Annotated in this window: 32 protein-coding genes; all 32 read left to right on the top strand. The window is 38.1% G+C overall.

Annotated elements, in window-relative coordinates; genetic code table 11:
* Positions 1-39 precede the first annotated feature (39 nt).
* Positions 40-228 (top strand): hypothetical protein, encoded by a 189-nt coding sequence (locus OR571_RS13355; RefSeq protein WP_282243397.1) that lies wholly within the window; start codon positions 40-42, stop codon positions 226-228.
* Between the two features lie 11 nt (positions 229-239).
* The gene (locus OR571_RS13350; RefSeq protein ID WP_282243395.1) at positions 240-713 is read left to right on the top strand and encodes a sigma-70 family RNA polymerase sigma factor; all 474 of its coding nucleotides are present in this window, start codon (positions 240-242) and stop codon (positions 711-713) included.
* Positions 714-878: 165 nt separating this feature from the next.
* Positions 879-1,607 (top strand): hypothetical protein, encoded by a 729-nt coding sequence (locus OR571_RS13345; protein WP_282243393.1) that lies wholly within the window; start codon positions 879-881, stop codon positions 1,605-1,607.
* 57 nt (positions 1,608-1,664) lie between these two features.
* Entirely contained in the window at positions 1,665-2,555 is an 891-nt protein-coding gene (locus OR571_RS13340) for a terminase small subunit (protein WP_282243391.1), read from the top strand.
* Entirely contained in the window at positions 2,527-3,861 is a 1,335-nt protein-coding gene (locus OR571_RS13335; protein WP_282243389.1) for a PBSX family phage terminase large subunit, read from the top strand. Before OR571_RS13340 ends, OR571_RS13335 begins: the two co-directional genes overlap by 29 nt.
* A 9-nt stretch (positions 3,862-3,870) precedes the next feature.
* Positions 3,871-5,313 (top strand): phage portal protein, encoded by a 1,443-nt coding sequence (locus OR571_RS13330; protein WP_282243387.1) that lies wholly within the window; start codon positions 3,871-3,873, stop codon positions 5,311-5,313.
* A complete protein-coding gene (locus OR571_RS13325) occupies positions 5,297-6,754 on the top strand; it encodes a minor capsid protein (protein WP_282243385.1) in 1,458 nt (485 codons plus the stop codon). The genes OR571_RS13330 and OR571_RS13325 overlap by 17 nt, the downstream gene beginning before the upstream one ends.
* A gap of 5 nt (positions 6,755-6,759) precedes the next feature.
* Entirely contained in the window at positions 6,760-6,957 is a 198-nt protein-coding gene (locus tag OR571_RS13320) for a hypothetical protein (RefSeq protein WP_282243381.1), read from the top strand.
* 331 nt (positions 6,958-7,288) lie between these two features.
* Positions 7,289-7,888: a phage scaffolding protein gene (locus OR571_RS13315; RefSeq protein ID WP_282243379.1), complete on the top strand. Its 600-nt coding sequence runs from the start codon at positions 7,289-7,291 to the stop codon at positions 7,886-7,888.
* Between the two features lie 14 nt (positions 7,889-7,902).
* Positions 7,903-8,262 carry a hypothetical protein gene (locus tag OR571_RS13310; protein ID WP_282243377.1) on the top strand — a complete coding sequence of 120 codons (360 nt, stop codon included), beginning with the start codon at positions 7,903-7,905 and terminating at the stop codon, positions 8,260-8,262.
* A gap of 15 nt (positions 8,263-8,277) precedes the next feature.
* Positions 8,278-9,321 (top strand): major capsid protein, encoded by a 1,044-nt coding sequence (locus OR571_RS13305; protein WP_282243375.1) that lies wholly within the window; start codon positions 8,278-8,280, stop codon positions 9,319-9,321.
* A gap of 35 nt (positions 9,322-9,356) precedes the next feature.
* Entirely contained in the window at positions 9,357-9,530 is a 174-nt protein-coding gene (locus OR571_RS13300; RefSeq protein ID WP_282243373.1) for a DUF7210 family protein, read from the top strand.
* A complete protein-coding gene (locus OR571_RS13295; protein WP_282243370.1) occupies positions 9,508-9,882 on the top strand; it encodes a head-tail connector protein in 375 nt (124 codons plus the stop codon). The genes OR571_RS13300 and OR571_RS13295 overlap by 23 nt, the downstream gene beginning before the upstream one ends.
* Before the next feature lies 1 nt (position 9,883).
* Positions 9,884-10,243: a hypothetical protein gene (locus OR571_RS13290; RefSeq protein ID WP_282243368.1), complete on the top strand. Its 360-nt coding sequence runs from the start codon at positions 9,884-9,886 to the stop codon at positions 10,241-10,243.
* Positions 10,243-10,713, top strand: coding sequence for an HK97 gp10 family phage protein (locus OR571_RS13285; protein ID WP_282243366.1), 471 nt, complete (start codon positions 10,243-10,245; stop codon positions 10,711-10,713). The genes OR571_RS13290 and OR571_RS13285 overlap by 1 nt, the downstream gene beginning before the upstream one ends.
* A complete protein-coding gene (locus tag OR571_RS13280; RefSeq protein WP_282243364.1) occupies positions 10,703-11,125 on the top strand; it encodes a phage tail terminator family protein in 423 nt (140 codons plus the stop codon). The genes OR571_RS13285 and OR571_RS13280 overlap by 11 nt, the downstream gene beginning before the upstream one ends.
* A 4-nt stretch (positions 11,126-11,129) precedes the next feature.
* Positions 11,130-11,369: a hypothetical protein gene (locus tag OR571_RS13275; RefSeq protein WP_282243361.1), complete on the top strand. Its 240-nt coding sequence runs from the start codon at positions 11,130-11,132 to the stop codon at positions 11,367-11,369.
* The gene (locus OR571_RS13270; RefSeq protein ID WP_282243359.1) at positions 11,369-12,694 is read left to right on the top strand and encodes a phage tail sheath subtilisin-like domain-containing protein; all 1,326 of its coding nucleotides are present in this window, start codon (positions 11,369-11,371) and stop codon (positions 12,692-12,694) included. Before OR571_RS13275 ends, OR571_RS13270 begins: the two co-directional genes overlap by 1 nt.
* 12 nt (positions 12,695-12,706) lie before the next feature.
* Positions 12,707-13,216 (top strand): phage tail tube protein, encoded by a 510-nt coding sequence (locus OR571_RS13265; RefSeq protein ID WP_282243357.1) that lies wholly within the window; start codon positions 12,707-12,709, stop codon positions 13,214-13,216.
* A 50-nt stretch (positions 13,217-13,266) separates the two neighbouring features.
* Positions 13,267-13,500, top strand: a complete 234-nt coding sequence (locus tag OR571_RS13260) for a hypothetical protein (RefSeq protein WP_282243352.1) — start codon at positions 13,267-13,269, stop codon at positions 13,498-13,500.
* 3 nt (positions 13,501-13,503) lie between these two features.
* Positions 13,504-13,932 (top strand): phage tail assembly chaperone, encoded by a 429-nt coding sequence (locus OR571_RS13255; RefSeq protein WP_282243350.1) that lies wholly within the window; start codon positions 13,504-13,506, stop codon positions 13,930-13,932.
* Between the two features lie 41 nt (positions 13,933-13,973).
* A complete protein-coding gene (locus OR571_RS13250; protein WP_282243349.1) occupies positions 13,974-14,126 on the top strand; it encodes a hypothetical protein in 153 nt (50 codons plus the stop codon).
* A gap of 64 nt (positions 14,127-14,190) precedes the next feature.
* On the top strand, positions 14,191-14,757 hold the full coding sequence (locus tag OR571_RS13245; RefSeq protein ID WP_282243348.1) for a DUF4352 domain-containing protein: 567 nt from the start codon (positions 14,191-14,193) through the stop codon (positions 14,755-14,757).
* A gap of 124 nt (positions 14,758-14,881) precedes the next feature.
* A complete protein-coding gene (locus tag OR571_RS13240) occupies positions 14,882-17,011 on the top strand; it encodes a tape measure protein (RefSeq protein WP_282243346.1) in 2,130 nt (709 codons plus the stop codon).
* A complete protein-coding gene (locus tag OR571_RS13235) occupies positions 17,012-17,689 on the top strand; it encodes a LysM peptidoglycan-binding domain-containing protein (protein ID WP_282243344.1) in 678 nt (225 codons plus the stop codon).
* The gene (locus OR571_RS13230) at positions 17,686-18,645 is read left to right on the top strand and encodes an XkdQ/YqbQ family protein (protein ID WP_282243342.1); all 960 of its coding nucleotides are present in this window, start codon (positions 17,686-17,688) and stop codon (positions 18,643-18,645) included. Before OR571_RS13235 ends, OR571_RS13230 begins: the two co-directional genes overlap by 4 nt.
* Position 18,646: 1 nt before the next feature.
* Positions 18,647-19,000, top strand: coding sequence for a DUF2577 domain-containing protein (locus OR571_RS13225; RefSeq protein ID WP_282244172.1), 354 nt, complete (start codon positions 18,647-18,649; stop codon positions 18,998-19,000).
* Complete coding sequence (locus OR571_RS13220) at positions 18,997-19,401, top strand: DUF2634 domain-containing protein (RefSeq protein ID WP_282243340.1); 405 nt, start codon at positions 18,997-18,999, stop codon at positions 19,399-19,401. Before OR571_RS13225 ends, OR571_RS13220 begins: the two co-directional genes overlap by 4 nt.
* On the top strand, positions 19,402-20,445 hold the full coding sequence (locus OR571_RS13215) for a baseplate J/gp47 family protein (protein WP_282243338.1): 1,044 nt from the start codon (positions 19,402-19,404) through the stop codon (positions 20,443-20,445).
* Positions 20,442-21,233, top strand: coding sequence for a putative phage tail protein (locus OR571_RS13210; RefSeq protein ID WP_282243336.1), 792 nt, complete (start codon positions 20,442-20,444; stop codon positions 21,231-21,233). The genes OR571_RS13215 and OR571_RS13210 overlap by 4 nt, the downstream gene beginning before the upstream one ends.
* A 13-nt stretch (positions 21,234-21,246) precedes the next feature.
* A complete protein-coding gene (locus OR571_RS13205; protein WP_282243335.1) occupies positions 21,247-21,447 on the top strand; it encodes a hypothetical protein in 201 nt (66 codons plus the stop codon).
* 16 nt (positions 21,448-21,463) lie between these two features.
* Positions 21,464-22,393: an Ig-like domain-containing protein gene (locus tag OR571_RS13200; RefSeq protein ID WP_282243333.1), complete on the top strand. Its 930-nt coding sequence runs from the start codon at positions 21,464-21,466 to the stop codon at positions 22,391-22,393.
* Positions 22,394-22,411 lie beyond the last annotated feature (18 nt).

Below are 22,411 nucleotides of genomic sequence, written 5' to 3'. Positions count from 1 at the left end.
TGTCCTCTTTTTTATTTCATCCATAAGGGAGAGATGAGCATGAGAACGCTTCAAACAGAGCTTATCGAAAAAGGGGTAAAACAGGCTACTAGGGGCGAGTTAGTTAATCCGAGTATAAAGACAAGCTACAAAAGAAAAGAAATGTTAACTCGAAGGGAAATTGAAGAATTGATGGGGTGCAATCGAGATACCTACAAAAGAGTACGCGGTGCGGTCAAAAGACGATAGGGGGATTAAATATGGATAACTGGGCAGATAGATTGATACATGAATATAACGAGGGCAAAAAGGAATTGAATACATTAAAAGAAAAGTCGATTGATGCACTGGATATTAAACAGATTAACAGCATGATTGATAGCATGACGTACTCCATCGATTGGATGACCACAGGACGTCAACCAGGTACATATCGAGGGGTAGATAAAAAAGCGGTTTATCAGCGCCAATATATCAGCAGTATGGAATGCATACCAGATATAACCGAGCAACTTGAGTCAGAACCAAAGCAATTATATATGACGAGAGAAGAGAAGATTATTCTTGCGGATATACTGGCAGCGTTATCTCATAGAGAAAGACATTGCTATATCCTACATGTTTCACAAGGGTTAAGTATGAGTAAGATTGCAGAAGAGATTGGACTTAGCAAAGGAACAGTCCAAATGTATATCAAAAGAGCGAAAGAAAAGGTGAAGGAAAGAATTGCATAATATTCTTGTCTTACGATTGTCTTACGAAGTAATTACTTATGAGGGGGAGAAAAAGAGGGGGTGCGTTCGTGGGATGAACGCCTCCTACTAGCCCCGTTGCATACGAGTAATTGCCTTGGTAATAACCTCTTATTCTGGTAATATTGTCAGGGGGAGGTTTATGTAATGAAGAAAACAAGGTTAATTTTAACTTTTATTTTAGTTGTCAGCTTAGTTTGCATTTTTATAATTAAATATCTTTGGGGACAAACACCTGAGAAATGGGATTTCGGCGAAGAAACTGGAGAGGTGATATTTGGCCTTTGCATTAGTTATATAGCAGCTTTCATATTTTACATTATAGACATATGGATACCACAAAACCAAGAAAAGAAGAAAAGGTATAACCGTTTAGCTGTACCGTTGAGTAGATTGTTAAACCATATGAAAGACCAATTCATTGGTTTAACAAACAGTAAAACAAAGGAAGAGTTAAACTTTAATGACTTTGAAAAAGAGTTATTTATTAAAAATGTCGAAAGTTATGATTTGATGAATGATATTTCGTCAATGTATTATATGGATTTGGATAGAAATGCAACATACGGCGAATATCTGGAGCACCACATTTCCAGAGTGAATGAGTATATTGAAGAGATATATAAGTTGCCGGTTAATTTAGAGATTGAGTTTGTAGAGATTTTAGATGATATAAAAAAATCAACGTATCATGAAATTATGGAATCAATGAAGCGATTAGGAGGTTTTGATGGTTCAGCTATGGTTAAAGGTCAGAAAATTGGTATGCAAGGTGTTGCTATCTCGGAGCCTCTCTACTTATACTACGAAAACTATCTGCGACTCAAAAATTATATGAAAACTAATCGTATTACACTTACGATCGAAAATTTATAAGCATCCATAGAGGTGCTTTTTTCATACCTAAAAACAGGAGGTGGCAGGTGATGTGACATGATCAACTGGAATGAAATAAAACAAGAATGGGAAACCACAAAAATCACTTTGGCTGCATTAGCTGAAAAACATAATATTAAGCTTGGTACATTAAAGAGCCGGAAAAGTCGTGATGCTTGGTCAAGAAGTGCACCAAGAAAAGATGCAACTAAAAAGAAAAAGGTTGCAACCATTCCTAAAAAGGATGCAACTAAATCCGCAGAAGAATTACCATCATTAGATGAACTGATTGACGACATAAGCATGACAGAGAAACAACAGCTATTCTGCATTTATTACGTTAAATCATTCAATGCAACACAGTCCGCTATCAAAGCAGGCTATGCAAAAGATAGCGCTCATGTACAAGGAAGTGTCCTATTAAGGAATCCTAAGGTCGCAGAAGAAATTCGCAGAATTAAAGGTGAGATGCGACAAGGCCTGTTTATAGATGCAATGGACGTGTTGGACAAATACATCAAGATAGCTTTTGCAGACATAACCGAGTATGCAATTTTCGGTAAAAAAGAAGTCCCTGTAATAGGTATGATGGGACCTGTCCTTGATGAACAAGGCAATCCAGTAATGAAAGAAGTTAATTATGTGGATTTCAATGAATCATCGATGGTGGATGGTTCAATTATTACTGAGGTCAAGCAAGGTAAAGATGGTGTATCTATCAAGCTTGCAGACAAAATGAAAGCTTTAGAGAAGCTGGCCTTATACTTCGATCTATTCCCTGACAAGTTCCAACGTGAAGTCGAAGAAGAAAAACTGAAAATCGCTCACCATAAAGCATTTGGAGCAAATGAGCTAGAAGAGTATGAAGACGATGGTTTCAACGATGCATTAAACGCAACAACTTCGGAGGTGTGGGGCGATGTCGACACTAACACCGAAGAATCCTAAGACTCGTTATCTTTCGTTCTTTACCGAAAAGAGTGAGTACAAAAAGAAGCCTGCACCATTCAAATTTAAGACGTTTTCTAAGAAACAAAAGCAAGTATTAACCTGGTGGCGTGATGGTTCACCAATGAAAGATATGGATGGTATCATTTGTGATGGGTCTGTACGTGCCGGTAAAACGGTTGTTATGTCCCTTTCATATGTTATGTGGGCTATGGACACTTTCAAAGATGTTAACTTAGGGATGGCCGGTAAAACGATTGGTTCATTCAGACGTAACGTTATTACTCCCTTAAAACGCATGCTTAAATCACGGGGTTATATCGTAAAGGACCATCGTTCAGATAACATGCTCTCCATTACATATAAAGGAGTTACCAATTACTTTTATGTGTTTGGAGGGAAGGATGAAAGTTCACAAGACCTCATTCAAGGGATTACGCTTGCTGGGATGTTTTTTGATGAAGTTGCATTAATGCCTCAATCATTTGTCAATCAAGCTACAGCTCGTTGCTCGGTTGAAGGCTCGAAGTTATGGTTTAACTGTAACCCGGAAGGACCGTATCATTGGTTTAAGGTTGAGTTCATCGACAAGATGAAAGAGAAAAAGTTGTTTCAGCTGCATTTCACAATGGAGGACAATCTCTCTTTATCGTCAGAAGTGAAAGAACGCTATACCAGATTGTATACCGGTATATTCTATAAACGTTTCATTTTAGGGTTATGGGTGCTTGCTGAAGGTATCATTTTTGATATGTTTGATAAAGACAAGCATGTTGTTCCTACAATCGAACGAAGATACACCAAGCATTACGTCAGCATAGATTATGGTACTCAAAACCCTACGACATTCGGTCTGTGGGGCTTTTTTAATGGAGTATGGTACAAAGTGAAAGAATACCACTATGACGGTCGTAGGAGTTCGAAACAAAAGACTGACCAAGAGTACTTGGAGGACTTGCAAAAATTCGTTGAAGGCAAAAGCAATCTTCAAGGAATCATCGTCGATCCGTCTGCTGCATCTTTTATAGCCTTACTTAAAAAAAATGGCATGCGAGTAGTTAAAGCAAAGAACGATGTTTTAGACGGTATTCGAAATGTAGGAAATGCGTTAATTAAAGGATTAATATTATACAACGACTGTTGCAAGGAAACATTTAGAGAATTTAGTTCTTATATTTGGGATGAAAAGGCAGCTGACCGTGGGGAAGATAAACCAATTAAACAAAATGACCACCAAATGGATGGCGATCGTTATTTTGTGAATACGATTGTACTTAAAAAAGGTGGAGTAATGGTACTGAAATGAGGTGGATAAATGTTAGTAGAAGATGTATTTAAGAGACCCTATTACGAATATCTGAATGACATCATCAAGCGTATGGTTGGCGAGTCCATGACAATCAACGAGGTAATAGTACAAGAGTTGAAAGACTGGCAAAACAGCGAAACACGTAGGAAAATGTTAGTCGGTGAAGCTTATTATCTTGAAACGACGGATATCCAAAAAAATAAAACGCAAGAAATTTCATGGAAATCCAATATCAAGCTAGAGCATGGCTTTGCCAAAAAGCTAGTCAATCAGAAGGTGGGCTATCTTTTATCCAAAGAACCGACATTAGCTACTGAAAATGAAGCTTATGCCGAACAATTGAAAGAAATCATTAATCGAGATCTCCTGAAAAAGTTAAAGAACATCGGTAAAGAAGCGATTAACAAAGGCATTGGTTATCTGTATGTCTATATAGACGAGGAAGAAAAATTAGCCTTTAAAAAGCTTCCATCCGAACAGATTTTGCCATTTTGGAAAGATGCGGAACATACAGAAGTCTCGTCATTTATTCGTAGCTACAAAGAGAAAGTTTACGTTAACAAAATCAAAAAGACCGTTGAAAAAGTCGAGTATCACCATCCTGGTGGCATCGACTATTTTATTTTAGAGGGAAATAAATTGGTTCCAGATGATGCAGCAGGCATTTCAGTGAATTATCACATCATGATTAACGATAAGCTGTTTTTGTGGAAGCGAATCCCGTTACTTCCGTTTAAGTATAACGAGGAAGAACAACCATTGATTGATTCTATTAAATCCCTTATCGACAATTACAACTTGCAAGCTTCTACGAATGCAGATTTACTAGCTGATATTCCGAAAATCGTTTATAAATTAATTAATTACGGTGGAGTTGATTTAGCGGAGTTTATCTCAGATTTAAATTTGTATAGGGCTATCAAAACAGATGATGGTGGCGATGTCGGCACAATTGAGGCAAACCCAGCAACCGATGCGAACGAGAAAGAATTAGATCGTGACCGAAAATCCATTTATGAATTTGGGCGGGGTGTAGATACATCCGACTCCAATCTAGGAAATGCATCAGGTGTAGCCTTACGTTACCGTTATTCTGATTTAGACATGGACTGTAACAACTTAGAATCTGAATTCCATTCAAGTCTTGAGCATTTAATGTGGTTTGTGAATGAATATTTGGATATGAAAGGATTAGGCGATTTCTCCAATGAATCAGTAGAATTTATTTTTAATCGCGACATCATTATCAGTGAATCGGAGGTAATTACAGATGCTAAAAACTCTGTAGGCATCTTGGATGACAAGACGATACGCGAAAATCATCCATGGTACACAAAAGATGTGGAAGAACGTCTTGCTGAACAAAAAAAGTTGGAAATGGATCAATACGATAACTACGAAACCACTTTCAAAAAGAAACAAGGTGACGTGAATGGCGAAACCACGTAGTTATTGGCAAAAAAGATTTGAGCTCTTGGAAGATGCCCAGTACAACAAAAGCGCCTCTTACTATAAGGATTTAGAGAAAGCTTATATCCAAACGATGGCTGAACTTGAAAAGGATATCACTCGTTGGTATCAACGTTTTGCTACAAACAATGAAATTTCCTTGGATGAAGCAAAACAGCTTTTGAAGTCGAATGAATTGAAAGAATTACAATGGTCTGTAGAAGAATACATTAAATACGGTCAAGAAAATGCGCTCAATCAAAAGTGGATGAAGCAACTTGAGAATGCTTCTTCACGCGTCCATATAAGCCGTTTAGAAAGTTTGCAACTACAACTTCAACAACATGTTGAAAGGCTGTATGGAGAGCAAATTGAAGGTTTTGAGCGACTGATTAAAGAAGTTTATCAGGATCAGTATTATCATGCAGCAATTGAAATTCAAAAAGGCTTTGAAGTTGGTTTTGCTTTACAAGTTTTGGATGAAGCGCAGCTAACAAAAATCATTAGTAAGCCATGGACAGCAGATGGAGCAACGTTTAGCGGTAAGATATGGCGAGATAAAAACATGTTGTTGGATACGTTGCACACTGAATTGATCCAATCTATCGCACGTGGTGAATCACCTCATCGGATGATATCGGTTGTTCAAAAGAAAATGAATACCTCTCGCTCAAACGCTGCCCGATTAGTAATGACAGAATCAGCGTTTTTTAGTGCTGCCGCACAAAAAGATGCATTTGGTGCACTTGATGTAGAAAAATATGAGATAATCGCAACTTTGGATAGTAGAACAAGTGATATATGCCAATCTATGGACGGAAAGGTATTTAAATTGAGTGTTTTTGAGCCAGGCGTCACGGCAAATCCTTTCCATCCTAGATGTAGAACTACAACGGCACCTTATTTTGAAGATGATTATAGCCAACGACTAGCCCGCGGGTTGGATGGAAAGACGTATCATGTTCCTGGTAATATGACATACAAGGAATGGTATAATGAGTATGTATTGAAACCAAAAGAGCTAGCTGAACGTAAAGAGAAAGAGAAACAAGAAAAATTAAAAGCCCAAATTAAAGATGATATAAGAAACGGTCAATTCAAGCTGAATCACAGTAAAAATCGTTACGATAATCATAACCCAAGACATAAGAGGTATGCTGAATACATTGAAAGAAATAAATCTAAAGGATTGCAAAAACCAAGTTATTTAACTATTTCTTTTGAAGAGACGAATGATTTAGTGAAAAAGTATTCGGGCTCTGGTAGTATTACTTTAAAGAAAAACGGAACTTGGGACAATAAAGAATTAATAATAAGCTCATCTGTTATCGGTATTCATGTAAACCAGGGAACAGGAGTAGAAACACCTACAAAAGCCTTTTATATACACTATAGTAAAACAGGCACGCATATAGTTCCGACTTTAGTAGATGAGGAGTGATTTAATTGGAACTTTGGAAATATACACAAAAGAAAGTGAAAGTATTATTCACTGATGGTGATACTATGACAGGGTTTGTTCGAGATTTTGTAAATCAAGAAGATACCGAAAATGATTATGATGAACTTAGCTTTATACCTGAAGGAGAACCAGAAATCACCATTGGAGAAAATGAGATAAAATCAATAGTTGTTATCGAATGAAGCACCTGACCAAACAAATTGGTTGAGTGCTTTTTATTATGTCTTCAAGGTAGGTGAAATGGTTGAAAAAGACGATTGAAATTCCAATTTTGGTGTACTTAATGTTGCTATTGATTGCAATTTTAATCATCATATCATTCGTAGTTGATTCACTGGATAACAAACCCGAAATTCATATCCACTACCTAGAAAACGAAAGGAAGTGATCCAATATCTCGGAGCTATTCGTTAAATAGCATCCGTCTTTTTGGTATTGTAGACGTAAAAGAACAAGACAAATCCGTGGACGAAACCCACGTTAAAAAGCGTAATTTGAAGGAGGAAACGATAGATGACAAAAGAACAATTAATCGCATTAGGTTTAACGCCAGAGCAAGCAAATAGTGTAATTACAGGTTTCGGTTCAATGATTTCTATAAGTCGCTTTGATGAAGTAAATGAGGCCAAGAAACAGCTTGAAAAGGATATAGCTTCACGTGACAAGCAATTGGAAGAACTGAAAAAAGTAGATGTAGAGGGGTTACAGGTCCAAATCGAAAAACTGCAAGGTGAAAATGCAACAGCAAAGCAAGAATACGAATCCAAATTAAAAGAAACCCAGTTATCCGGTGCCATTAAACTAGCTTTAGCTGGAAAGGTACATGATGCAGATATCGCCATCGGTCAAATCGATAAAAAGCTAATTGAATTAGATGCAGAAGGCAAGGTTACCAAAGGTTTAGATGAGCAGTTAAAAACACTGCAAGAATCGAAGCCTTTTTTGTTTGTCCCAGAAACGACTCAAACGTTAAAAGGGGTTATCCCAGTAACTCCCGTTGAGAAAGACAAGGATGGTAATCCGGTAGCAGGAAGTTACGGAAAGCAACTTGCAGAGACAAGCAATCAAGGCGCAAAAGAATTAGCAGATGCACAAAAATCTTATTTTGATTAAGGAGGAAAACATGAATGAGTAAATTTGTAGAAACAACTTATACGAATAAAAAAGAAATCTTAAAGTTTCCAGATCACTATGTGAATCTAGCGATTACTGTTTCAGATGAAGGTGTTGTAGCTAATGGGGAAGGCAAAAAAATCGTTCCTGCTGGCACTATTTTAGGTGGAGGGTTCCTAGCAAGCGAAACTGTGCATGCAGTTAAAACAAATGGTGCAGGCGCTGAAGGCGTTCTTTTCAATGATACGGATGTCACTTATGGTCCTGCATCTGGTGCAGCACTGATCCATGGTTTCATTGCACTAGACAAGCTTCCGGAAGCACCAACAGCAGAAGCAATCACAGCACTAAAACAAATCACATTTTTGAAATAAGAGAGGATGAATTAAATGCCAACAATTTATGATTTAGTAAATGCACAAAACATTGCAACGTATTACCAAAACAACCCTTCTAATTCGATCCCGTATTTAGGAGCAACGCTATTCCCTGCTAAGAAACAGTTGGGACTGGACCTATCTTGGATCAAAGGGTCAAAAGGATTGCCTGTAGCCCTTGAACCTTCTGCATTCGATGCAAAGGCGAATGTTCGCGACCGTATTGGATTCAGTAAGGTGCAAACAGAAATGCCTTTCTTCCGAGAAGCAATGCGCATTGGAGAGAAAGACCGTCAAGAGTTGAATCGCTTACTTGCTTCTAATTTAGATGAGATGACTCGTACAGTAATTGCTAATATTTACGATGATGTTACTAATCTAGTAAACGGGGCTAATGTACAGCCGGAGCGTATGATCATGCAATTGCTTTCAAAAGGTAAAATCTCTATTACAGCTAATCGTCAAAATCTTGATTACAACTATAAAATGCAAGGTGATCATCAAGAAACTTTAGCTGGAGGAGCTGAGTGGAGTGCTGCAGATTCAACTCCTATCCAAGATATCATGAGATGGCAGGATACAGTTGAAGATAATACAGGTTCTCGCCCAACTAAAGCAATTACAACTCGAAAAACATGGGGCTACCTAATGAAGCACAAGAGTATTCTTTTAGATATGAATCCACTTGGCGGACAAAATGTGATTATGACTGATGCTTTATTGAAACAGTATCTGCAAACTAAATTTGGTTTATCTGTAGCGATTTATAACAAAAAATACCGTGATGAAAGTGGCGCATTGCAAAACTTCTACCCAGATGATTACTTCACTTTGATTCCAGAAGGGAATTTAGGAAATACATTCTATGGGACAACTCCTGAAGAATCGGATCTTTTGACTGGTCAATCAGTTGCGGATGTATCTATCGTAAACACAGGTGTAGCAATTGCAACGATTAAAGAACCACATCCAGTTAACGTTGAAACGATCGTATCTGAAATTGTTTTACCATCGTTCGAAACACTCGATAACATCTTTGCAGCTAAAGTTAACTAACTGATTCTAAATGTCAGGGAAGGAGGCTATTAATCTTGGCTACTGAAAAGAAAGAGACTACTAGAACCGCTAAAAAGAAAAGCGTTACATTTTCCGTCAACGTGAAATACGGAAGTCAGCCTTACCGAAAAGGTGAGAGTTTAGAAGTTTCGGAGAAAGAATACGAGGATTTACTAAGCGCAGGTATTGTCGAAAGTAAAGGTGATTGATGTGGATGTATTTGATATCGTCAAAGCAAAATTACCTGTTGATTTACTTCCAGATGATACGGCTTTAGCAATGGACGTTGCAGAGGTGGGGCAATCCATCCTCACTTACTGCAATCGTTTGGATATCCCAAAAGAGCTTGTATTTACGCATGCCAATATGGTGATTGATTTAATTACAGGAGAAGCGAAACGTAATGATACGGATAGCCCTGGTGATATTAAATCTATCAAAGAGGGGGATGTGCAAGTTACATATGAAGCAACTCGTGCCAGTTCACGAGAAGCTCATATGGAAGCACTTCTCTTCAATTATCAGAGCCAGATGAACCGTTTTAGGAAATTGAGGTGGTAGATTGAATGCCGTTAGAAAAGCTATTGAAAGCTTATATCAAGGTAATTGCACTATCGAAGAATTTAAGAGTGTAAAAGATCCTAACACTCATATTACGTCAAAAAAAGAAGTCATCGTTCTAGAAAATCAAAAATGTAGGTTGTCATACGAGAAAATTGCATCCGCAAATCAAACTAATGGGCCTGCCATTATTGCTCAATCTATTAAACTGTTTATTGCTCCTGAGATAGTTGTTAATCCCGGTTCCAAAATCATTGTTACACAACACGGAAAAACTACAGCATTTCAGCAAAGTGGTGAGCCTGCTTTATATACTAACCATCAGGAGATACGCCTTGAGTTATTTAAGGAGTATGCCTAATGGCTAAGTGGGGCAGTGCTGACTTTCGACAATTGAAACGAATGCAAAAGAAGATGGAGAAATTAGCACAAGTTGATTTCGAAAAGTTTTGTGAGCAAGCTGCAAAAGAATTGGCTGCACGTTTACTATCTAAAGTTATTAGGCGTACTCCAGTAGATGATGGCGTATTAAGAAGAGGGTGGACAGCGGCAACGAACGCAGATGCCCAGAACAGTGGAAAAACAAACGTCACAGCTTATGCTGAATCCTTGAGTATAAGGAAAACAGGAAACGTTTATGAAGTGGAAATTATCAACCCTGTAAACTATGCCTCTTACGTGGAATTCGGGCACAGAACAGCTAATCATGCAGGATGGGTAAATGGCCGATTCATGCTCACTATCTCGGAGCAAGAATTAGAAGCTCAAGCTCCTAAAATCTTAGAAAATAAATTAACGAAGTTCCTAGGCGGTGTTTTTGGTGGAGATTAATGACGTAATAACCGCTATTTCTATTAAATTATATGAGACCTTTGGGGAATCTTACGAAATCTATACTGAATCTATTGAGCAAGGCTTTCAAGAGCCTGCTTTTTTTATTGCTTTATTAAGTTCGGACAAAAATCAGGTAATCGGAAATAGGTATCACGAAACACTTCCTTTTGATATTCATTATTTCGGTCGTGGCAATATGGATGCCTATAGCACCTTAGATAAACTTATGAACGAAATGGAGTATATCAAACTATTAAACGGGGATTTATTACGCGGTACGAAAATGAAAGGTGAAGTAGTAGATGGCGTGCTTCACTTTTTTGTTCATTACAATTTCCATGTTTATAAAATGACAGACCCAATACCTGTAATGGGAGAATTACAAATACCTAGCGATACAAAGGAGTGAAAATATGGACGTCAAACGTAAAAAGGTTGATCAACCTTTTGAGGAGTCTAACTACGATTTTGCTAATCAACAATCAAATGAAGTAGCAACGTTTAAGTTTACAAAACAACAACTCGTTACCAGTAAAAAGTATTCGCATCGACAAGACGCCTTGAATGTCCTTCTGGAAGAAGGTAAGTCCTACACATTCAATGAGGTTGATCAAAAGTTAAGAGAATTTCTGGAAGGGAAGGTGGAAGAATAATGGCTTTAGGTGGAGGTACATTTTTAACGCAAAATAAAGTATTGCCGGGTACGTATCACAACTTTATTTCAGCAGCTCGAGCATTCGTTAATCTATCTGATCGAGGTTATTCAGCTCTACCCATTGCGCTTGACTGGGGAGTAGATGAAGGCGTGTTTCCTGTTACCCAAGAAGATTTACAAAAGAATTCTCGTAAGATTTTTGGTTATGACTACACCCATCCAAAATTAAAAGGTATTCGAGACATTTTTAAAAATGCGATTACTGTTTATTTCGCAAAGTTGAATATAGGTGGTACTGCTGCTGAAAATGACTATGCAAAAGCGTTATATAAAGGAGTTAGAGGGAACGATATCAAGATTATCATCCAACCTAATGTGGACGAGCCTACTAATTTCGATGTACAAACACTAATCGAAAATACATTAGTGGATGAGCAAACAGTCTCTTCTGCTGCTGATCTAGTTGCAAATGATTTTGTGGCATTTAAAACAGGAGCATCGTTATCCGCAACAGCCGGCACACCTTTAACTGGTGGATTAAACGGAGCAACGGCTTTAACGAACGGTGGCGCCCATCAAACTGCATTGGATGATTTAGAAGCTTATGGTTTCAATACGCTTGGTTGTCTCTCTGATGATCAAACAATTAAATCACTTTATATAGAGTATACAAAACGTATTCGTGATCAGGTAGGTGGTAAGTTCCAACTGGTTGGCCACAAGTTAGGTGCAGCGGACCATGAAGGTGTAATCGATGTACAAAATGACGCTATTGGAGAAGGGGAAGAAATCTTCGGCGCGGTTTATTGGACTGCAGGTGCCCAGGCAGGCGTTGCGGTGAATAAGTCGAATACAAACAAAAAATATGATGGTGAACATACGCTTGATATGTCAGAAACAAAGACACAGCCTCAGCTTACTTCATTATTAAAAGGCGGCAAATATGTATTCCACAAGGTAGGTGCAGAAGTACGAGTATTGGAGGATGTGAACACCTTTACGTCTTTCACTCCTGATAAAAACGAAGATTTTAGCATGAATCAAGTAATACGAGTGTTAGATCAAATTGCAATTGATACAGCTCATTTATTTAATACGCGTTATCTTGGAGAAGTTCCAAATGATCCGGCAGGGCGCATTACTTTATGGAAAGACATTGTTGCACATCGATTAGAGATGCAAAGAATTCGAGCGATTGAAAATTACGATAAAGATGTTTTAACTGTTGAGCAAGGAAATACGAAGAAGTCTGTAGTACTTTTTGAAAGAGTACAAGCTACAGTTGCCATGTCTCAACTTTATATCACGACAGAAGTAGCATAAGGAGGGATATCTGTGAAAGAGAAATTATTAAAACTAAATCTTCAATACTTTGCGGATAACACGATGCATGCTAGAGACGCTATTCATGGCGGGCAAGGAGAATGTTACGTAACTATTGAAGGAAATCGTTACAAATTTGCGCAGGCAATTAATATTGACGCAGATATGACAAAAACAAAAACGAAAGTGCCTATCCTAGGTAAAATTTCGAAAGGAAATAAAGCCACAGGTGCTGAGTATGAAGCTAGCGCAACTTTTCACTTCAATACGTCTATCTTCCGAGAAATTCTTTATCGTTATAAAGAAACTGGAGAAGATATTTATTTTGATATGCAGGTAACGAATGAAGATAAATCTTCTTCTGTCGGGCGTCAAACAACTATCTTGATAGATTGTAATCTAGATGGAGGTAAATTGGCTTTATTAGATGCAGACGCGGACTACTTAGAAGATGAAATCAGCTTCACTTTTGAGGATTGGGAAATGCCAGAAAAATTCTCTATTCTTGGAGCTATGCTTTAAAATCAAGAGTCCACTTCGGTGGGCTTTTTATTATGGAAGGGTGTATTGATATGCCACTAGAAGTTAGGAAAGTTCTAGTCACAGCAGTACCGAAGGGAAAGACACCATCAGAACATTTCACGACTTTATACGAAGAAATCGGTAAACATTTAGTAAATAACGCTTCGGTTTTGGCTAGTGATGTAACGGAATTAACTAGCGACGTGAAAATTGAAATTAGTCTAAACCCTCACGAAGTTATAACATTACAAAAAACATCAAACACAATCATGATAGGGGAATAAATAATGAGTAACTTAACCGCATTTTTAGCTCAAAACGCATTAAAATCAGAAGTAGAAAAACATGTAGTATCTAAACGTTTCATCGATGAAAATAAGAAACCAATTAAGTGGGAAGTTGGGGCTATTGATTCAGTTGAGGATGAAGCATTACGAAAAAGCCATACAAAGCGTATGCCAGTGCCAGGTAAAAAGAATTTGTTTCAACCAGTAACCGACTTTGATGCATATTCAGCGTCACTCGCAGTGAAATGTACGATTTTTCCTAATCTACATGATGCAGAACTACAAAAATCATATGGTGTAATGGGTGCAGAAGCATTACTCAAAACCATGCTATTACCTGGGGAATATGCTGAATATCTGAAGATTGTACAAGCAGTGAATGCCTTTGATGTAGGGATGGAAGAAACAGTAGAAGAAGCAAAAAACTAATTGAAGACGGTGACTATGAAGCAAATGTAGCTTACTATTGCTTGCATAAGCTCCATAAGTGGCCGTCTGAATTCGACTCACTTCCAAAATACGAAAAAGCCTTTGTCATAGCTGCGGTTCAACTAAAGATGGAAAATGATAAGAAGCAAGAGAAAGAAACGAAACGAAAAGGAAAAGGAAGAGGAAAGAAATAGTTGTGGTAATATTTACCCTCTCTGATGTATGCTAATCGTATAAAAGTAATAGAGGGGGAATTCCGTGAAAAAGTTTTTTAAAATTGGTTGTCTTGGAATAATAGTGCTATTCATATTACTAATAATAATTGGCGCACTGCTAGGTGATGACTCTCAAAATAAAAATGGTGATAGCTCTGAAAAAGAAAAATTTGCGGAAAATATCGAGACAACTGCAGAAGTTAAGAATATTAGCATCGGTGATGATTTATCTGTAGGAAAAGTAGTTTTTAAAGTTAACTCGATAGAAGAAACTAAACAAATAACAGCTGGTAATGGTATGTTTAAATATTCTCCTGAAGCAGAGGGGGCTGTATTTTTAATTGTAAATGTTACAGTGAAAAATGATGACGTCGAAATGATTCAGACAGATTCTTCGTTCTTCAAACTCATTGCTGAAAATGATGCAAAATACTCACCGTCTAGAATCTTAGTAGCGGACGATAAATATTTTGTTTATGAGGGCATCAACCCTGGCCTATCACTTACAGGAAATATAGTATTTGAAGTTCCGAGCGGGTTAACTGGATTAGACTTACAAGTGAAGTTAGGTAATTGGGGATCTAAATCAGGATTAATAAATTTAAATTAAATGTTAAAGAAAGTCGCTCACTTATGTGAGTGGCTTTTATTTTGTTCTAAAGGAGGTGAGGGAAATAGCGACTATCAGAACAGCAATACAAATTCACGATGGAATGTCTAGTGCCTTTCAATCAATGAACAATGCAATGAATATTGTGATAAACAGCTTCGAATCATTGCAAGATGCGTCCAGTAATGCAGTTGATACCGCTAGCATTGAGGCGGCAAGACATGAACTGAATCAAGCAGAAATTGCCTTTAACCAGATAGAACAAGAAATCACTCAAGCAAACGAAGCTCAAAATGAATTTAATGCTAGCATAAATGAAGGTGCTTCTGCAGCTGATGATTTATTAGGCAAGATTGTAGGATTGGTAGCAGCGTTTGTTGGTATTCAAGCCGCAGGAGATGTGCTCGGACTTTCAGATGCGCTAGCTCAGTCATCTGCAAGGTTAGAATTAATTAATGATCAACAACAAACGACTGCCGAACTCCAGCAAATGATTTTTGATTCAGCAGAACGAGCCAGAGCATCCTATATGGATACCGCTAACATCGTGGGACGAGTCGGAGCGAATGCAGGAGATGCATTTGAAAGTACGGCTGAGATGGTAGCTTTTGCGGAGCAACTTAATAAAAAATTCAAAATTGCAGGTGCTTCATCCGAAGAAATGAGTTCCGCTTTATTACAATTAACACAGGGACTCGGTTCAGGTGTTCTACGAGGTGAAGAGTTAAATGCGGTATTTGAAAGTGCACCTAACATTATTCAAAGTATCGCTGATTATCTTGAAGTTCCTTTAGGTACTATTCGAGAAATGGCAGCGGATGGTATGATCACAGCAGATATCGTCAAAAATGCGATGTTCGCAGCAGCTGAAGAAACGAGTGCGGCATTTGAGAAATTACCTATGACTTTTGCTGATATTTGGACAAGTTTTAAAAATCAAGCGCTATGGGCATTTAAAGATGTTCTGCAAAAGATAAATGAGATAGCAAACAATGACAAATTTCAGGGGATGGTTGATGGCGTTGTAAATTCGTTGTACACCTTATCAGCAGTAGCGATGTGGGCAATGGATACGATGATGTCTATCGGAAGCTTTATGTACGATAGTTGGTCATTTATAGCTCCAGTACTTTGGGGCGCGACTGCAGCTTTAACAGCTTATGGCGTAGCATTAGTAGCAGTAAAACTAGCTACTATAGCTTCAACTATATGGACTGGTCTACAAACACTTGCTGTAGGTCTGCTGACAGCTACTACATGGGCAAGTGTAATGGCAACCTTTGCAGCTACTGGTGCAGTATGGGGATTGAATGCTGCATTATACGCCAATCCAATATTTTGGATTGTAATGATTATTATTGCCTTAATTTCTGTATTGTATTTGGCGGTAGCGGCTTTTAATTTTTTGGCAGGTACTTCGATTAGTGCTACAGGTGTAATTGCAGGGGCATTTTCTGTTTTAGGAGTATTTATTTACAATATATTCGCCGCCATATCAAATATCATTTGGACAGTTATTGAATACTTTGTCAATTTGATGAGTAATGGCACTTTTGCAGCAAAGAAGTTTTGGGCAAGTTTAGCTCAAACTGTTCTTGATTTATGTATTTCAATGACAGATGGGTTTGATAACGTTGCGACTAGTATCGCAAATGCCTTTATTGATGGCGCAAACATAGCAATTAAAGCGATAAATTGGATAGTTGATGCTTTAAATCAAATACCAGGCGTGCAATTAGGTAATGTTAGTGAACTTGGTCATACAGCTTCAATTACAAGTTCAATGAGAAACGCTAGAATGGCATTGGATGATTGGGTAGGAGAGACTCCAGAGAACTATTGGGAAGCTCCTAAAGTTGAAATGAAATCATTAGGTGGAGCATGGGATGCCGGATATGATTGGGGAGCAAATTTATTTAACGGAGTGGACAATCCAAGTCCTAATATTGATCCATTACAAGGAGTATTAGATGGAATGCAAGGTGCTATGGCACCTCTTCAGGATAGCGGAAAGGACACTGCCGGTAATACTGCAAAAATGGCTAAATCGATGGATGCTACTGAAGAAGATTTAAAATACCTTCGTGACATCGCAGAACGTGATGTGATCAATCGATTTACGACTGCCGAAGTGAAAGTGAATGTGAAAAACGATAATCATATCAATAATGAACTGGATTTAGACGGCATCATCGACCATTTTGGCGAAAAATTAGAAGAAACATTAGTATCAGTAGCGGAAGGGGTGCAATAGATGGCATATAGTTTTTTCATAGACGGTGTACAGCTACCTGTTGCCCCTTCTGACATGGAGACTAAGATTAACAATCAAAACACAACGATTACTTTAATGAATGAAGGAGAAGTTAACCTACTTAAAAAAGCAGGATTAACTGATATTACTTTTGAATTGATGCTTCCCAATTCAAAATATCCTTTTGGAGTGTATCCAGACGGTTTTCAACCAGCAAGCTATTTTTTAGACAAACTTGAGAAATTAAAAACTGAACAAAAGCCTTTCCAATTCATCGTCTCTCGTTTAAAACCGAGTGGCGATTTATTATTTGATACGAATCTGACTGTTTCATTGGAAGACTATGTGATCAAGGAACGTGCTGAAGAGGGATTTGACATTATTGTCCCTATAAGTTTAAAGCAATATCGTAAGTTTGGAACAAAGGTAATAGAAATCAAAAAAACTACTAACGTCAATGGCAATGCAAAAGCTAAACCGGTTGCCTCGGTAAAAAAGCCGCGAGCTTCAACAAAAGAAATCCCTAAATCTCATAAAGTGGTGAAAGGCGATACGTTATGGGCTATCTGCAAGAAAACCTTTGGGAAGGTAACTAAAGCTATGACAGATGAGTTGGCCGCTAAAAACGGCATTAAGAATCCTAATCTTATTTATCCCGGGCAGGTGATTAAATTTTGAGTATAGAGTTAATCATCCAAAACGGCTCGAAGTTATTACAGCCCTCTGTTGAAGAAGGGATTGTTTGGGAAACTTCCCGAAAAGGTGTGCCAGGCAAACTCACTTTTAAAGTCATTAAAGATCAAGCGCTAGAGTTTGAGGAAGGAAATGCTATCCGTTTTAAGAAAGATGGTAAAAACATTTTTTACGGATTTGTGTTCACTAAAAAACATGATAAGAATGGACTTATTAACGTGACTGCATACGATCAATTGCGTTATCTAAAAAATAAAGATACGTATGTTTATACGAATAAGACTGCAGCAGAATTCATTAGGATGGTTGCCCACGATTTTCGTCTAAATACAGGGACTATTGAAGATACAGGTTTTAAGATTGCTAGCAGAGTAGAAGACAATAAGACCTTATTTGATATGTTTCAAAATGCTCTTGATTTAACATTAGAGAATAAAAAGAAAATGTTTATCCTGTACGACAACTTTGGGAAATTAACTCTAAGAGACATCGAAAAGATGAAATTAGATATTTTACTAGATGAAGAGACTGGAGAAAACTTTGACTACACTTCTTCCATCGATTCCAATACGTACAATAAAATCAAACTTTCCTATGAAAATGAGAAGAAAGGGAAGCGCGAAATCTATATAGCACAAGACGGTAATCATATGAACGACTGGGGTGTCTTACAATACTTCGAATCGATTAAAGAGAATACAAACGGGAAAGCGAAGGCAGATGCTTTGCTAGCTCTGTATAATCGAAAAACACGTAATTTGAGCATGAAAAGGGCGTTCGGGAACATCTATGTTCGCGGAGGCAATATGTTAGTCGTTCGAATGAATTTAGGCGATATCAAGCTGATGAATTATATGATTGTAGAGAATGTGAAACACACGTTTAAAGAGAGTGAGCACTTCATGGATCTCACACTGATCGGCGGTGATTTTGTTGCGTAATATGAATGATATCCTCACCCTGTTTAAAATAGCTGCAAAAGAAGCGATAGAGGCAGCTGATCCAACAGCTATTGAATTTGGGGAAGTAACAAGTGTCGCGCCATTAAAAATATTGGTAGAACAAAAGAAGCCCCTGACAACGGCTCAGCTAATATTAACTCGTCAAGTTCGGGACCATGAAATTGAAATGACGGTAGAACACTCGACAGAAGAAAGTGAATCGCATACACATGAATACAAAGGTAAGAAGAAATTCACTGTGCATAATGCTTTAAAAATAGGCGATACCGTTCTCTTAGTCAAAATGCAGGGCGGTCAGAAGTATATTGTTTGGGATAAAGAGGTGGATGTATGATTCCAAAAATCAATGATGAACTGATGGCAGATTTTGAGGAAGCTATTCAGCAGCCATCAAAAACATATAAATTAGACTTGGAGAGAAAACGGGTTATTGGTTATGTGGATGGCCGTGAAGCGATTGAACAATTTATCTACAAAACACTGAGTACGGAACGTTATGACCATATAATTTATTCGTGGGATTATGGTGCTGAAATAGCGCAACTTTTTGGGAAACCAATTCCATTTGTGTATTCAGAACTAAAAAGGCTAATAACAGAAGCATTGACACAAGACGATCGGATTGAAAGTGTGGATGCTTTTTCTTTTGAGAAAAATAAAAGTAAAGTTTTAGTCAAATTCACAGCACGCACTACAGAAGGCGAAATTGAAGCAGAGTCAGAGGTGGTTGTATAAATGTATGAACACATGACTTATGATTTCATTTTACAAAGAATGCTGGATAGAGTGACAAATGATGTAGATAAACGGGAGGGGTCGATAGTATACGATGCCCTTGCACCAGCTGCAGCTGAATTAACACAAGCCTATATTGCGATAAATACGATGAGTGACACCGTATCTATCGATACAGCCGTTGACTATGAATTAACAGAATTAGCATTCCAGAATGGCGTCTTTCGAAAAGGTGCGACTAAGGCTATTCTAAGAGGAAAATTTAATATAAATGTTCCTTTGGGGTTTACATTTAGCTCTCCTGAAAACACCTTTGTTGTACGGGAAAAGATTAGTGATGGTATCTACAAATTAGAATCAGAATTACCTGGACTTGTCGGGAACGAATATCTAGGAGAGATAATTCCTAGCGATTATCTAGAGGGCCTAACTAGTGCTACTCTTACTGACATCATCGCTTATGGAGTTGGCGAGGAAAATGATGATCAATTGCGAGAAAAGTTAAGGCGAAAAATCCTATATCCAGATCAAGATGGAAATGTTGCTCAATATATCGAGTGGGCTGATGCATATGACGGTGTAGGGGCGGTAAAAGTATTCCCGCTATTTTATGGCGGAAACACTGTAAAGGTCGCTATTTCGGACAGATCTTTTCAAGTAGCCGACTCTTTATTGATCGATTCTTTTCAACATCACCTGGATCCCGGTGGTCTTGGTTTAGGTAACGGAGTTGCACCAATAGGCTCAAAAGTAACGGTAACTGGTGGCGTTAAAAAAGATATAAATATTAGCGTAAATATTGTACTTGCAGAAGGATATACGGAGCCGGAGGGAGTTGCCCAAGCAATAAGCAACTACTTAGCAAGCGTTACTTTCGTGAAGAATAAAGTTAGCTATATGCGAATGGCTGTCACGATTATAGATACTCCAAGTATTGCAGATTTAAATGATTTTCGAATGAATGGCGGAATAGAGGACGTCGAATTGGTTGGTGATGAAATCCCTATGATTAATAGCATTAATCTTACGGTGGTGAGCGGATGATTGAGTATATCAAGTACACCATCAATGGTCAAACATACAGTTTAGTAAACAATGGGGACGGAACATGGAGTAAAGAATTAGAAGCTCCTGGAGTTGCGGGATTGTACGATTTAAAGCTTGAAATCAAGCAGGGCGGTTCCATCACATATATCGACAGCACAGATAGTCGTTACAATTTCTTCTTAGAAGTTATTCAAGATGCAGAACGCTCAGCGGATTTAATCCAACATTTACCCGACTTTTTACAAGATGTATTAGAGTTCCAAGTTTTGTTTAACGCCGAAAATATAGAGATAGATCGTTTGAATTCGAGCATACAAAAAGGGTTGCTAGATGTATTTATTCGAACAGCAAGTATCGAAAGAATTACTCGACTTGAAACATTCCTTCGGTATAAAGGAGAGGGGACATTAGAACAAAGACGCTCGTACCTACTAGCTCTAATGCAAAAAGGAAAAAAACTAAATGAGCCAATGATTAAAGAGGTTGCGAAAACTATCACGGGAAGTGATTGTATCGTGAGTTTTTTTGGTTCCGATGAATTGAATAACCCTGAGCCTGGTCAAGGGGTATTGCTTGTACAAGTGCTGAGTCCAGATAGTTCTAAGGATTATCGTTATGCAGATATTGCGCGAGCATTAAAACCATTGGCTCCTGCCCATATAAAATTGTTAGTGATTAAATACTTCTCCACTTGGGAAGATATCAAAAATAACTTCCATGATTGGAATGCGGTTGCTGCTATGAAAGATTGGCAAGCAGTTAAAGACTATATCGCTCCACAATAAAGGAGTGGATGAATTGAGTGTAAAAATATCCAAAGTACAGATCATAACCAATCGAGAAAACGAACTCCCGGCACAAACTACATTTACTGGAGAAACAGTCTTTATCGAGGTAGAAGTGTTTGAAAAGAACTGGTTGGGTATTAAGTCGAACTTTAAAAATTGGAACGACGTAAAAAATGCATTTAGCAATTGGTTAGAGCTAAAAAATTGGTAGACAGAGGTGAGGCGAATTGGCATTAAAAAAAGTGAGCGTAGTAATTAATGGTTCACGTGTGGAGCTAACCAAAAATCCTAGTACTGGAAAGTATGAAGGTACGATAGCAGCGCCGAATATGACAAGTTTTAATGTGAATGCAGGACACTATTATCCCATAACAGTAGAGGCGGAAGATTTAGCAGGGAATGTTACAAGTGCTAATGATTCGGATAGTGCGCTGGGAGAAAGTTTAAAGCTATTTGTGAAAGAGACAACGAAACCAACCATCCTCATAACAAGTCCAGCAAGTGGTGCATATATCATCACAAATAAACCGGCTATTACCTTTCAGTTAAGAGACGAAACGAATGGATCCGGAATAAAAATTAGTTCGTTAACCATAAAAGTGGATAGTGGAACAACACTTACGAATACAAGTCCAGGCGTGGTAGTCACTTCCGTAACAGGAGGCTATAACGTTACCTATACACCACAAACAGCTTTATCCGATGGTAGCCATACGATACTTCTGAATGTACAGGATAACGATGGAAATGCAGCTACTGCTGTTTCAAGAACATTTACAGTAGATACTGTTCCACCAATTTTGAATGTTTCTAGCCCAGCAGAAGTTACAAGCTATCAAAATGTTGCCAGTCTCACAGTGCTGGGGACTACCAATGATGCGACAAGTAGTCCAGTTGGAGTGACGGTGAAATTGAATACCGGTGCTGCTACTGCCACAGTTGTGGACGGGAACGGTAACTTTAGCAAGACTCTAACACTTGTGGAAGGAACAAACACCATTGTTATTACCGCTACGGATGCAGCAGGTAAAACAAGCAGCGTAACAAGAACTGTCGTTTTAGATACAGTGGCGCCGGTAGTATCTAGCATCACCATCGCGCCAAACCCTGTCAATGTAGGACAGAGCTATATTATCACTGTGGATGTTACAGACTAAGAAAGGAGTGTGAGTGCA

It is taken from the genome of Psychrobacillus sp. NEAU-3TGS (assembly GCF_029955155.1).
In the GTDB taxonomy this organism is placed as follows: Bacteria; Bacillota; Bacilli; order Bacillales_A; family Planococcaceae; genus Psychrobacillus.
This window is presented reverse-complemented; position numbering and strand designations above follow the sequence as displayed.